This window comes from Microbacterium istanbulense, from assembly GCF_037204145.1.
Lineage (GTDB): Bacteria > Actinomycetota > Actinomycetes > Actinomycetales > Microbacteriaceae > Microbacterium > Microbacterium istanbulense.
Window position 1 is genome coordinate 72,742 of record NZ_JBBDGN010000009.1, and the last position, 12,740, is coordinate 85,481.

The 12,740-nt window shown below is 69.5% G+C and carries 12 protein-coding genes; 6 read left to right on the top strand and 6 right to left on the bottom strand.

From position 1 onward, the window contains the following. Nucleotides 1-99: 99 nt before the first annotated feature. Complete coding sequence (locus WDU93_RS10510; protein ID WP_337320360.1) at nucleotides 100-453, bottom strand: DsrE family protein; 354 nt, start codon at nucleotides 451-453, stop codon at nucleotides 100-102. A gap of 114 nt (nucleotides 454-567) precedes the next feature. Here WDU93_RS10510 and WDU93_RS10515 point away from each other — a divergent pair, with 114 nt between their 5' ends. Next, nucleotides 568-1,164: a TetR/AcrR family transcriptional regulator gene (locus WDU93_RS10515; protein WP_337320362.1), complete on the top strand. Its 597-nt coding sequence runs from the start codon at nucleotides 568-570 to the stop codon at nucleotides 1,162-1,164. Nucleotides 1,165-1,231: 67 nt separating this feature from the next. Here the strand turns inward: WDU93_RS10515 and WDU93_RS10520 are convergent, their stop codons facing one another. Then, nucleotides 1,232-2,065, bottom strand: a complete 834-nt coding sequence (locus WDU93_RS10520) for an oxidoreductase (protein ID WP_337320364.1) — start codon at nucleotides 2,063-2,065, stop codon at nucleotides 1,232-1,234. Nucleotides 2,066-2,161: 96 nt separating this feature from the next. Beyond that, complete coding sequence (locus WDU93_RS10525; protein ID WP_337320366.1) at nucleotides 2,162-2,728, bottom strand: small multidrug efflux protein; 567 nt, start codon at nucleotides 2,726-2,728, stop codon at nucleotides 2,162-2,164. 177 nt (nucleotides 2,729-2,905) lie between these two features. Here WDU93_RS10525 and WDU93_RS10530 point away from each other — a divergent pair, with 177 nt between their 5' ends. The 3 genes from WDU93_RS10530 (at nucleotide 2,906) to WDU93_RS10540 (ending at nucleotide 7,062) form a co-directional block, all read left to right on the top strand. Next, nucleotides 2,906-4,108: a sensor histidine kinase gene (locus WDU93_RS10530; protein WP_337320368.1), complete on the top strand. Its 1,203-nt coding sequence runs from the start codon at nucleotides 2,906-2,908 to the stop codon at nucleotides 4,106-4,108. Then, complete coding sequence (locus tag WDU93_RS10535) at nucleotides 4,105-4,707, top strand: response regulator transcription factor (RefSeq protein ID WP_337320370.1); 603 nt, start codon at nucleotides 4,105-4,107, stop codon at nucleotides 4,705-4,707. The genes WDU93_RS10530 and WDU93_RS10535 overlap by 4 nt, the downstream gene beginning before the upstream one ends. Nucleotides 4,708-4,980: 273 nt before the next feature. Further along, a complete protein-coding gene (locus tag WDU93_RS10540) occupies nucleotides 4,981-7,062 on the top strand; it encodes an MMPL family transporter (protein WP_337320372.1) in 2,082 nt (693 codons plus the stop codon). A 196-nt stretch (nucleotides 7,063-7,258) separates the two neighbouring features. On the opposite strand, the gene WDU93_RS10545 is transcribed toward WDU93_RS10540, so the two are convergent. Genes WDU93_RS10545 through WDU93_RS10555 form a run of 3 tightly spaced genes read right to left on the bottom strand, consistent with a single transcriptional unit; the run spans nucleotide 7,259 to nucleotide 9,377 of the window. Then, nucleotides 7,259-7,543, bottom strand: coding sequence for a metal-sensitive transcriptional regulator (locus tag WDU93_RS10545; RefSeq protein ID WP_337320374.1), 285 nt, complete (start codon nucleotides 7,541-7,543; stop codon nucleotides 7,259-7,261). Continuing rightward, the gene (locus WDU93_RS10550; protein WP_337320376.1) at nucleotides 7,540-9,207 is read right to left on the bottom strand and encodes an FAD-dependent oxidoreductase; all 1,668 of its coding nucleotides are present in this window, start codon (nucleotides 9,205-9,207) and stop codon (nucleotides 7,540-7,542) included. Before WDU93_RS10550 ends, WDU93_RS10545 begins: the two co-directional genes overlap by 4 nt. Before the next feature lie 5 nt (nucleotides 9,208-9,212). Beyond that, entirely contained in the window at nucleotides 9,213-9,377 is a 165-nt protein-coding gene (locus WDU93_RS10555; RefSeq protein WP_337320378.1) for a hypothetical protein, read from the bottom strand. A 277-nt stretch (nucleotides 9,378-9,654) separates the two neighbouring features. Between WDU93_RS10555 and thrC the strand changes: the two genes are divergently transcribed. Together thrC and WDU93_RS10565 are read left to right on the top strand one after the other, a co-directional pair. Next, on the top strand, nucleotides 9,655-11,058 hold the full coding sequence (thrC, locus tag WDU93_RS10560) for a threonine synthase (protein WP_337320379.1): 1,404 nt from the start codon (nucleotides 9,655-9,657) through the stop codon (nucleotides 11,056-11,058). A gap of 323 nt (nucleotides 11,059-11,381) precedes the next feature. Next, nucleotides 11,382-12,719 carry a purine-cytosine permease family protein gene (locus tag WDU93_RS10565; RefSeq protein WP_337320380.1) on the top strand — a complete coding sequence of 446 codons (1,338 nt, stop codon included), beginning with the start codon at nucleotides 11,382-11,384 and terminating at the stop codon, nucleotides 12,717-12,719. Nucleotides 12,720-12,740 lie beyond the last annotated feature (21 nt).

The window sequence follows — 12,740 nt, forward strand, 5'->3', positions numbered from 1 at the left end:
GATGCGGCGTGTCGGGCCACCAGAGGGTGGCGACACGCCGCATCCGCGTCCCCGCTCCCGTTTCCCGCCACGTGCGACGGGAAACGGGAGTCGGTCAGGTCAGAAGGTGAGCACCTGCCGGCCCTCGACGACGAGTGCGCGGATGCTGGCGTGGCCGCGGTTATCGGTGAGCAGCGGGAACCCGGCGGCGACGATGGGGTCGGCGACCTTGTGGGCCTTGGCGCAGTAGCCGCAGGCGCCGCGCACCTTGTCGCGCAGCGCCTCGAGCAGCGGGTGCAGGGTGTGATCCGGGGCGCTGAGGGCGGCGAGGGATTCGGTGCCCGATCCGTCGAAGACGATGGTCACGTCGTCGCCGGCATCGGCGAACTCGCGGGCGGTGTCCAGGCCGCGGTAGACGGCGGCCATGTCGTGGGCGATGTCGGTCAGGATGACGATGGCGACGGCAGTGCTCATGAGGTTTCCTCTCGTTGGGTCCGGCGGATGCCGGTGGGAAACTGCAACGAACAGACCGGTCTGTCTATTCCGTGAATCTTCTCGCGCTCGGATGCCGCGGATTAGGCTCAGAGGGTGACCGATTCCGCGACCGCCCCTCGGACGCGTGCCCGCCCCACCGAGGTGCACGAGCGCATCCTCGACGCCGCCGACCGGCTCTTCTACGCCGACGGCGCTTCGGCGGTCGGCATCGATCGCGTCATCGCCGAGGCCGGAGTCGCCAAGGCCAGCCTGTACTCACACTTCGCGAGCAAGGACGCCCTCGTGCTCGCGCATCTGCACCGACGCGCCGACCGTGCGGCCACCCGGCTCGCCGCGGCCCTCGAGCGCCTGCCGGAAGGGGCCGCCGAGGCGCGGGTGCATGTCGTGTTCGACGACCTGTGGGCGTGGCTGGCCGAGGACTCCTTCCGCGGCTGCCCGTTCATCAACGCCGCCGTCGAATACCCCGATCCGGAGCATCCCGTGCGGCAGTTCGTCCGGCAGCACCGCCACGACTTCGTCGCGATGCTCGGTGAACAGCTCAGGGGTGGGGGCTCGCGATTTGTCGATCCGCAGCTGCCGCAGGCGCTCGCCATGGTCTACGACGCCAGTCTCGTCACCGCCCAGACCGATGACGCCCCCACTGCCGAGGCGGGGGGCCGCTACCTGCTGGCCCGGCTGATCTCGGCGTGAGATCGCCCCGGGGGCATCCGCCCCTCGGCGTCCCCGCGCAGCCACGCACGCCGCGCGCCACACAGCCTCACCGTCGGGGCGTGCCTGTCGCCAAGCGGATGAGCGCGTCGAATGCCCGGTCGGGCAGCAACCAGCGGAGCGCGATCAGCGGCTTCGCGCCGAAGCCGATCGCATAGCGGGTCTTCGGACGACGCGCCGTCACGGCACGGCCGATCGCATTCGCGACCACCCACGGCGACGAGTCGCGCTGCGCCGCGGCCGGGGAACCGAGCGTCTTCGCCACTGCAGCGGCCTGCGCACCATAGGCGCCGGAGCCGGAGGTCGTCAGCACATTCTCGGCCGCGATGCCGCCCCACTCCGTGGCGATGCCGCCCGGCTCGATGATCACGACGTCGATACCGAATCCCTGCACTTCCAGGCGCAACGCGTCGCTGAGGGCCTCGAGGGCGAACTTCGTGCCGTGGTACCAGCCGCCCAGCGGGGTGTAGATCTTGCCGCCCATCGACGAGATGTTCACGATCGTGCCCGCGCGCTGCGCGCGCATGTGCGGCAGCACGAGCTGCGTGAGTCGCATGGCACCGAAGACGTTCACATCGAACTGGCGGCGTGCCTCGTCGATGGCCGTGTCCTCGATCGCGCCATATGAGCCGTAGCCGGCGTTGTTCACGAGCACGTCGATGCGTCCGGTCTCGGCGATGATCTGGTCGACCGCTGCCTGCAACGAGGTGTCGTCGGTGACATCGAGGGAGAGGGTGCGGATGCCGGATGCCGCGAGCTCCCGCATCCGATCGACCCGGCGTGCCGCGCCGTAGACGGTGTAGCCGAGCGCCGAGAGGCGTCGCGCGGTGGCCTCTCCGATGCCGGAGGAGGCGCCGGTGACGAGGGCGGTCTTGGTGGGCATGGGCGGCTCCTCACAGGGGGTCGCGGACGCGACAGACGGAATCCCGTCCATGTTTCAGCATGAACGGGATTCCGTCGAGTCGGAGCAGCGGCGGTGTCAGTGTGCGATGTGCACGGCGGTGCTGATCACCACGGTGAGCACCGTGGTCCACAGGAAGATCGCGACGCCCTGCCAAGCGAGCACCCGGGCCTTGCTGATGCCCGCGGCGACGAGCATGGTCGCCGTGAACTGCGTCGGCAGCAGCATCGGGCCGAGCAGGCTCACACCGGGAACGCCGTAGCGGGTGAACGCCCGCTGGAACTTCTCACGGCGGGCTGCCTTGCGGCTGGATTCCGGCGCCTGGTCGGATGCCGCGGCCTCGGTGGTCTCGACGAGAGTGCCGCCGCCGGCGCCCACCAGCGCCAGCTCCCGCGTGCGCTCACGGTGCATGACGATCGCGGTGCGGGCCCGAGCGCTCAGCAGCACGAGGATGGTGACGCACGCGAAGTTGCCGATCATGGCCGCCAGCGCCGCGACCACGGGGTGGATGCCGCCGACGATGCCGATGGTCGCCGCCCCCTCACCCTCGATGAAGGGCACGGCCCCGGCGAGGGCGACGATGACCGGCTGCACGAGCTCGGGCACCTGGGCGACGAGGTTCTGGAACATCTCGATGAGGTTCATGGCTACTCCTTGGTGGTGTCTTGGTCTGTCTTGGTCTGTGCGGCGATCGGTGTGTCCGTCGCGATGTATTCAGTTCACCGCCTGGCGTTCTTCGGCGGCAGTGTCGGAGCGTCACCTGCTGCCGGGCGGTTTGCACGCGGCATCCGTGACATCTGTCATGGCCCTATGGTGGGTCGCATGACCGCTGCCCCCACCCCGCTCGTCCCGACCGATCACCCCGGTGCGGGCGCGCTCAACCGGGGCATCAGCGCCACGTGGTGGTACACGGTCAGCGGGGTGGCATTCTTCGCCGTGGCGATCGTCTTCGCCTGGACGGTGACACTGTTCGGCACCGGCGCGCCGACACCGACGCTGCTCGTCAGCGGCCTGGGCGGTCTCGCCTGGGTCACCGCCTGCGTCGTGCTGACCCTGCAGCACCGTCTGTCGGTGCGGGCCGATGTGGCGCCGAGCCGGGCGAGCTGGATGGTGCCGCTCGCCGTGTGCGCGGCCTACGGTCTGGCGCTGGGTCTGGTCTCGGGCAGTTGGATGCTGAGCATCACCCCGCTGCTGCTCGGACTCGTGCTGCTGACCTGGCCGCGTGGCATCCGCCTGCGGGTGATGATCGGCGCCGAACTGACCCTCATCGTGGCGTGGGTAGTCGATGCGAGAGGCGTGTTCGAGGGGGCGGAGGAGTATTGGTGGGCGGTCGCCATCTACTGCCTGTTCCTGCCGGTCGCGACGGTCAGCTCGATCTGGTGGTGGGACGTGCTCGTCACGCTCGACCGGGCACGGGCATCCGAGGCGCGCCTGGCGGCGACGCAGGAGCGACTGCGGGTCGCCACAGATGTGCACGACCTGCAGGGGCATCATCTGCAGGTGATCGCCCTCCAGCTCGAGCTGGCCGAGCGGCTGATGGCCCGTGACCCCGAGGCCGCGCTGGAACAGGTGCGGCTTGCCCGGGCCAGCGTCGACGAGGCCCGCCAGGGCACCCGTGACCTCGCCACGCGCTTTCGTTCGGTGCCGCTCGGTGACGAGTTGGCCAATGCTGCCGATCTGCTGCGGGCTGCGGGGCTCACGGTGACGACAGCCATCGCACCGGATGCTGCTGCCGCGCCCGGCTCGGCTCTCGGGCCGGTGATCCGCGAGACGACGACGAACGTGCTGAGACATGGCGATGGCGGCAAGGTGCGGCTCACGCTCGCCCACGAGGGTGCCGACTGGCGGTATGAGATCGCGAACGACGTGTCGGCTGGCACCGTGCCGAGCCCGGACGGGTCGGGCCTGGAGGGCATCGGGCGTCGGATCGCTGAGGCCGGCGGGACGCTCGAGGTGCGCCGCGGTGAGGGCGAGTTCGTCGTCAAAGTGCGGGTTCCGGATGCCGGCGAGGGGCCGCAACGATGATCCGGGTGCTCATCGCCGATGACGAGGGCATGATCCGTTCTGCGCTGGCCGCGCTGCTGCGGCTGGAGGACGACATCGAGGTCGTCGCCGAGTGCGAGGACGGCGAGCAGGCGGTGGCCGAGGCCCTGCGCGTGCAGCCGGACGTCTGCCTGCTCGACCTTGAGATGCCCGGCCTGGACGGCGTGCAGGTCGCCGAGCGACTGAACCGGCAGATCGCGACGCGGTGTGTCGTGGTGACCAGGCACGCCCGCCCCGGGGTGCTGCGGCGTGCACTGGCATCCGGCGTCTCCGGGTTTCTGCCGAAATCGCGCGGCGCCGATGAGGTGGCGGAGGTCATCCGGCGGGTGGCATCCGGCGGGCGGTATGTCGACCCGGAGATCGCGGCCGATGCCCTGAGCGACGAGCGCTCCCCGCTCACCGACCGTGAGCTCGATGTGCTGCGGGCCGGTCGGCGCGGCGAGACGACCGGACAGATCGCCCGCGCGCTGTCGCTCGCGCCGGGAACGGTGCGCAACCACATCTCTGCCGTGCTCGCCAAGCTGCACGTGGCCACGCGCCAGCAGGCGGTGCTGCTCGCTGAGGAGCGCGGCTGGATCTAGTACGGCGGGTCGGGTGAGTGGGCCGGATGTGGTGATGGCCTCTGGCCTGCACACCTCCCGCCCCTGGCCGGCACCCCTCCCGACCATGTCCCAAATTCTGCTGTTATCCACCCGGTTTGACAGCAGATTTTGGGACAAGCTCTGCAGAAAGTGGGACACGGTCAGCGGAAAGTGGGACAAGGGGCCGGGGGGGCAGGGATCCATCGAAAGGTGGAGACCAGGTTCGATCCTTCTGGCGATGGGGGATCGGCATCCGCGCACTGGACTGGAACCATGCCAGATCCACGCCCGCGCACCCGCTTCTCCGACCGCCTCACCTCACGCCGAGGAGCCTGGATCGCCCTCGGCGTCGTGCTGCTCGGCTTCACCATCCTCTTCGGCCTGTTCGGGCGCGCGGAGGCACCCGAGGGCGTCGACCCCGCGCCGGCGGATTCCGAATCCGCGCAGGTCGCCGAACTGCTCGAGACGTTCCCCAACGCCGACACCTCATCGGTTCTCGTCGTCGTCACCCGTGACGACGGCGGACAGCTCACCGAGACGGATGCCGCGGCACTGGCCGATCTCACCCCGGCACTCGACGACGACGGCACGCCGGCCCCGCCGGTGATCAGCGACGACGGCGAGGCAGCCGTGATCGTCGCCCCGCTCACCGTCGGCGACAGCAATGGCGAGACCGCCGACGATCTGAAGGCGCTGCGCGCCGACCTCGCCGGCCTCACCCCGGACGGGCTCACGGTGCAGGTCACGGGCGGGCCCGCCTTCGGAGCCGACATCGCCGGAGCCTTCGACGGCGCCGACTTCACCCTGCTGCTCGTGACGATCCTCATCGTCGCGGTGCTGCTCATCGTCACGTACCGCTCGCCCGTGCTGTGGCTCATCCCGCTCGCTGTCGTGGCCTTCGCCGATCAGCTCGCCGGCAAGGTGGCATCCGCTCTCGGCCAGGCCTTCGAGCTGCAGTTCGACGCGGGGATCATCAGCGTGCTCGTCTTCGGCGCCGGCACCAACTACGCCCTCCTGCTCATCTCCCGCTATCGCGAGGAGCTGCGCCGAGACGACGACCACCGCCGCGCGCTGAGCACGGCCTGGCGGGGAACGGCGCCGGCGATCCTGGCATCCAACGTCACCGTCGTGCTCGCCCTGCTCACCCTCGTCTTCGCCGTCATCCCCGGCACTCGGGGCCTCGGCGTCACGGCAGCGGCCGGGCTGCTCGTCGCTCTGGCCGCTGTCCTCTTCGCGCTGCCCCCGCTGCTCGCCGTGTGCGGGCGCGGCATCTTCTGGCCGTTCGTCCCGCGACCCGGCGAGCCCGAGCGTGGCCCGGGCCTATGGCACCGCCTGGCCGCCGGCGTCATGCGTCGCCCCGGCCGCAGCCTCGTCGCGGGGCTCGTTCTGCTTGCCGTCATGGCGACCGGGCTCATCGGCACGACCGTCGGACTCGACCAGCTCGAGAAGTTCCGTGTGCCGTCCGAATCAGCGGCCGGGCTCGAGGTGCTCTCCGCGCACTTCCCGGCCGGGGAGGCGCAGCCGATTCTCGTCGTCGCGAACACGGATGAGACGGATGCCGTGATCGACGCGGTCGACGGTGTCGACGGCATCCTGCGCGCGCACCCCACCGCGCAGACCGATGACGGCACGCTCACGACCATCATGGTGACCGGCGAGTATGCGCCAGGCAGCGAGGAGAGCCTGGCGCAGATCGTCGAGCTGCGCGATGCCGTGCACGCCGTGCCGGGAGCGGATGCCCTCGTCGGCGGTGCCACGGCGACGGATGTGGATGCCCGCGCGGGTAACGGCCACGACCTGTGGCTGATCGCGCCGCTCGTGCTGGCGGTGAGCTTCATCGTGCTGCTTGTGCTGTTGCGGTCGCTGGTCGCCCCGGTGGTGCTGCTCGCGCTGAACATTGCCAGCGCGCTCGCCGCGATCGGCTCGGGGGCATGGCTGAGTCGGATGCTGTTCGACCAGCATGCGCTGGATCTGCAGGTGCCGCTGCTGTCGTTCCTGTTCTTGGTGGCACTGGGGATCGACTACACGATCTTCCTCGTGCACCGCGCCCGCGCCGAGGCGCACACTTATGGCACTCGGACGGGCATGGTGCGAGCCGTGGCGCACACCGGTGGCGTGATCACGAGCGCCGGCATCGTGCTGGCTGGTGTCTTCGCCGCGCTCGGCGTGCTGCCCCTGGTGACGCTCGGTCAGCTCGGGCTCATCGTCGGCGTCGGCGTCATCGTCGACACGCTGGTGGTGCGCACGGTCATCGTGCCCGCCGTGTTCGGGCTGCTCGGCGATCGCATCTGGTGGCCGGGGCGGGTGCCGCGGGTGGGTGCCGCCGCGGCTGATTCAGCATCCGTCCCCTCCTGACGCGCCGCCTGTTGCAGCTCGTCCCACCCCGCCCCCGACTATGTACCCCCACCCCCGACCATGTCCCACTTTCTGCTGTTAAAGCGGCCCATATACAGCAGATTTTGGGACAAGGTCTGCGGAAAGTGGGACATGCTCTGCGGAAAGTGGGACAAGGATGCCGGGCGGGGAGGCGGCGCCGGGAGGGGCGGTCGTCTCAGGCCAGGGTGAGGAACAGCTTCTCCAGTTCGGCGACGGTGGGGCGGTCGTCGCCGGCATCGGCGTCGTCGCCGGCGAGGCAGGTCTGCAGCGCCGAGCTGATCACGGCGAAACCGGCCCGGTCGATGGCCTTGCCGACGGCGGCGAGCTGGATGATGACGTCACGGCAGTCGGCATCCGTCTCCATCGCGTCGATCACGGCGGTGAGCTGACCGCGGGCGCGCTTGAGGCGGTTGACGACCTTACGCAGCTCGGCCTCATCGGGGCGCTTCTTCTCGCTCATCGCTGCTCCTGTCCGCTCATCCGGGCGCCGTCGCGCCACGTGAGATATCCGCCGTCGAGATTGCGCACCGCGCGGCCGGCCTGCGCCAGCAGTCGCGCCGAGGTGTGCCCGCGCTGGCCGACCTGGCAGTGCACGATCAGCTCTCCGGTGGGAAGATCCCCGAGTCGGTCGCGCAGTTCGTCAAGCGGCACGTTGACGCTGCCGGGGATGCCGCCGCCGGCATACTCTTCGGCGGAGCGCACGTCGATCAGCGTCGCCCCATCGCTCAGCGCGGCGTCGAGCTCGTGCCACTGGATGCCCGCGGTCAGCCCGGTCACCAGATTGTCGGCCGCGTAGCCGATGAGGTTCACGGGATCCTTGGCCGAGGCGAACTGAGGTGCGTAGGCGAGCTCGAGCCGGCTCAGTCCCGACGCCGTGATGCCCGCGTGCATCGCCGTGGCGATCACATCGATGCGCTTGTCGACCCCGCGGCCGCCGACGATCTGTGCGCCGAGGATCCGATCGCTCTCGGGATCGACCATCAGCTTCATCGACATCCGCTCCGCCCCCGGGTAGTAGGTCGCATGGTGTGAGGGGTGCGTGTGGATGACCCGGTGCGGCAGTCCGGCGGCACGCAGGCGTTGCTCGCTCCACCCGGTCATCGCCGCTGTCGTCTCGAACACCTGGATGATTCCGGTGCCGAGGGCAGGGGGTATCGCGTCGGGATCGACGCCCGTGCGTTCGGACGCGATCACGTCGGCGATGTGCCGGCCGTGGCGGTTCGCGAGGCCGGCCATGGTGACCAGCACCGGCTCGCCGGTGACGGCATCCGTCTTCTCCACCCCGTCGCCCACGGCGAAGATGTGCGGGTCGCTCGTGCGCTGGTGTTTGTCGACACGGATGCCGCCGGCCGGCCCGATCTGGAGTCCGGCGTCGCGGGCGAGCCCGGTCGCTGGTGTCACGCCGCGGGCGTCGATGACGAGATCGCAGGCGATGTGGGTGCCGTCGGCGAGGGTGACGCCCGTGGCATCCACCTCGGCGACCGTCGCGCCGGTACGCACGTGCACACCATGCGCGCGCAGGGTGTCGAGCAGGGGAGCGGCCATCTCGATATCCAGGCCGCTGAGCGGATGCGCGCCGTGCTGCACGAGCGTGACCTGCAGCCCGCGGTGCACGAGGTTCTCGACGGCCTCGAGCCCGATGAATCCACCCCCGGCGACGACGGCGCGGGCATCTGTCGTGCCCGCCGGCAGGGCGGCGACGATCCGGTCGACGTCGTCGACGGTGCGCAGGGTCGAGACGACCGGCCCCTCGGGCGCGGGGGAGAGCCGCGAGCGGTCGTCGGCCCCCATCGCGAGGATCAGCCGGTCGTAGTTCTCGGTCGTCGTCTCACCGGTCGCTACTTCTCGGACCGTGACGGTCTGCGCGGCGCGGTCGATGGTGGTGACCTCGGTGCCGATGCGCACATCGAGCGCGAAGCGCGAGCGCAGCGACTCCGGGGTCTGCAGCAGCAGGGCGTCGCGCTCGGCGATCACCCCGCCCACGTGGTACGGCAGGCCGCAGTTCGCGAAGCTGACATAGGGGCCGCGCTCGAAGACGACGATCTCGGCGGTCTCGTCGAGGCGCCGCAGTCGCGTGGCGGCGGACATGCCGCCGGCGACGCCACCGATGATGAGCACGCGCATGGTCGTCAGGCCTTCCCGAACAGTCGGCCGAACAGACCAGGGCGGGCGGTGCGCTCGTGGCCCTGGCAGCGATCCTTCGGAGCGACGCCCCGCATCACGCTGTCCACGTGCTGCCCGCATCCGGCCCACGTCGTCTTGCCGCACTCCTTGCAGGCGACTGCTCTACACATTCCGTACTCCTCTGGGGTCGGTGGAAAATACCCCCAGGGGTATTTAATCATGCGGATGCCTCGGGCCATGCATCCACCCTTCCCGCCCCACCCCCGGCCGAACCATGTCCCACTTTCTGCTGTCAAAACCGGTGGTTGACAGCAGAAAGTGGGACACGGTCTGCGAAAAGTGGGACGCGGGGGGGAGGGAGGGCGGTGGGGGATGTCATCGGGGGGATGTGCAGGCGGCGGCCTGCGAGAATGGAATCCCCGCGTCGGATCGAACCGAGGAGCACCCGTGCAGTACATCTCCACCCGCGGCGGCATGCAGCCGCAGCCGTTCAGCGAGACCCTGCTCGAGGGACTCGCGCCCGACGGTGGCCTGGCCGTGCCGGAGCAGCTGCCCCAGGTCGACGCCGAGACGCTGGAGCGTTGGCGTGCACTGACCTACCCGCAGCTCGCGGCCGAGGTGCTCGGCCTGTTCGCCACCGACATCCCCCGCGAAGATCTCGCGCGCATGACGGATGCCGCCTACGCCGACTTCCCCGGGGCGGTCGTGCCGCTGCGTGAGATCGACGGCGGGCTCACCCTCGTCGGACTCTCGGAGGGCCCCACGCTGGCGTTCAAGGACATGGCCATGCAGTTCCTGGGACAGGTGCTCGAGTACACGCTCGAGAAGAAGGGGTCGGTGCTGAACATCCTCGGCGCTACCTCGGGCGACACCGGTTCGGCCGCCGAGCACGCCCTGCGCGGCAAGGATCGCGTCTCGGTGTTCATGCTGTCGCCCCAGGGGCGGATGAGCCGGTTCCAGCGCGCGCAGATGTTCTCGCTGCAGGATGCCAACGTGCACAACATCGCCGTCGAGGGCGTGTTCGACGACTGCCAGAACCTCGTGAAGCAGCTCGCAGGCGACCTCGACTTCAAGCGCACCCAGCACCTCGGCGCCGTCAACTCCATCAACCTCGCGCGCATCACCGCGCAGACGGTGTACTACTTCTGGGCGTGGCTGCGCGCCACCGACACCACCGGACCGCAGGCGGTGTCGTTCACGGTGCCCTCCGGCAACTTCGGCAACATCCTGTCCGGATACTTCGCCAAGGGCATGGGGCTGCCGATCCGTCGCCTCGTGCTCGCCGCCAACGAGAACAACGTGCTCGATGAGTTCTTCCGCACGGGTGTCTACCGTCCGCGCTCGGCCGCGCAGACCCTCGCGACCTCGAGCCCGTCGATGGACATCTCGAAGGCGTCGAACCTCGAGCGTTTCATCTTCGACCTCGTCGACCGCGACCCGGTGGGCGTCGTAGGCGCCTGGGCTGACCTCGACGCGCAGGGGTACTTTGACTTCTCCGCCGAGCAGCCGCGCTTCGAGAGCGAGTTCGGCATCGTCAGCGGCACGTCGACCCACGCCGACCGGCTCGCGACGATCCGCGCGGTATACGAGGCGACCGGGGAGCTCATCGACCCGCACACGGCCGACGGCGTGAAGGTGGCCCGCGAGTACGTCGAGGATGGCGTGCCCATGCTCGTGCTCGAGACGGCCAAGCCCGAGAAGTTCGCCGAGACGATCCAGGAGGCGGTCGGCGTCGAGGTCGCGTACTCCGATGAGCTGCAGCAGATGCTGGATGCCCCGCAGCGGGTCGTCGAGATGGCAGACGACGAGGCCGCACTGCGCGCGTTCATCGAGGAGAACGCCCTGCACTGACCCCTGCGTTGTCGCGCTCCGCGTCACCCCGCGCCCCCGCGTGACCCGCGTCACCCTTCGCCGAGACCCCTGTCTTTCGTCGACACCCCACGCTGTGGGCGTCGATAGGCAGGGGTCTCGGCGATAGGGCGGGGTCTCGGCGGAAGTGTGGCGGGGGCGCAGGGTGTGGATGCGTGGATGCGCGGATGCGCGGATGCGCGAATGCGGGATGAATGTGCGTTCTGCACAATGAGGCGCCCATCTCATGCGGATTGCATATGTCATGCGCCGCGGGGCGTGGCTACTGTGGCCACAACCCGTCCCCCTCCTCTCGAAGGAACAACATGGCACGCATGGCGCACGCAGACGATTTCGCGCTCTCCCGAGTCACTCCCGAGGCGCGCAAGCCCTGGTTCGGAATCGCCGTGCAGCGATTCGGGCAGGTCTCCGCCCTCTCGCAGTTCCTCCTCGGCGCGACCCTCGGCTACAGCATGACTTTCGGCGAGGCCTTCCTCGCCTTCCTGTTCGGCTCGATCATCCTCGAAGTGATCATGTGCGTGGTCGGCTTCATCGGTCAGCGTGAGGGCCTGAACACCTCGCTGCTCGCCCGCTGGACCGGCTTCGGCGAGATCGGAGCCTCGCTCGGCGGCCTCGCGATCGGCATCAGTCTGATCGGCTGGTTCGGCATCCAGTCCGCGATCTCGGCCGAGTCGCTCGACGCCCTCATGCCCGGCGCCCTGCCGGTGTGGGCCTGGAGCCTCATCTTCGGCCTCATCGTCACCGGCATCGTCGCCTTCGGCTTCGTCGGCATGCAGTGGCTGGCCAACGTCACCGTGCCGCTGTTCCTCATCCTCGTCGGCTGGTCGGTCATCACCGAGCTCACCCGCCACGACATCGGCGAACTGCTCACCGGCCCCGCCCCCGGCCCGACCATGAGCGTCTGGGTGGGCACCGGCATCGTCGCCGGCGGCCTCATCGTCGGCGCGATCATCACCGGCGACATGACCCGCTTCAACCGCTCCCGCGCCGACGTCATCAAGCAGACCGTCGTCGGCGTGTCGCTCGGCGAGTTCGTCATCGGCCTGGCCGGTGTGCTCCTTGCCCACGCCGCCGCCAGCGGCAACATCGTCGCCATCGTCACCTCGTCGGTAGGGTTCATCGGCCTGTTCATCGTGCTCACCGGCACGCTGAAGATCAACGACTGGAACCTGTACCCCTCGACGCTGGGCCTGGTGAACTTCATCTCCACCGCGTTCGGCAAGAACCTGCACCGGGTGAGCACCACGATCGTGCTCGGCGTCGTCGGCTCGATCCTCGCCGCGGTCGGCATCCTCGGCCAGTTCACCCAGTTCCTCATCGTGCTCTCGGTGGCCTTCCCGCCGATCGCCGGCATCATGGTCGCCGAGTACTACATCGTGCGCCACTGGCGCGGCCAGCTCGACGCCACCCGCGACGCCGGTGTGCTGCCCGCGACCGCCCCGCGCATCGTCCCCGCGACGCTCATCATCTGGGCCGTCTCCTCGCTCGTGGGCTACTTCGTCACCTGGGGTATCCCGTCGCTGCTGAGCCTGTTCCTCTCGATGGCGCTGTACATCGTCGCCGGCAAGCTCGGCTGGGTGCGGGGTGTCGGCAAGGCCACGACCCGGCAGGCCGACCCGGCCGACTCTGCAGCCGTGATCTGATCCAGCTCCCGACCTCCACGA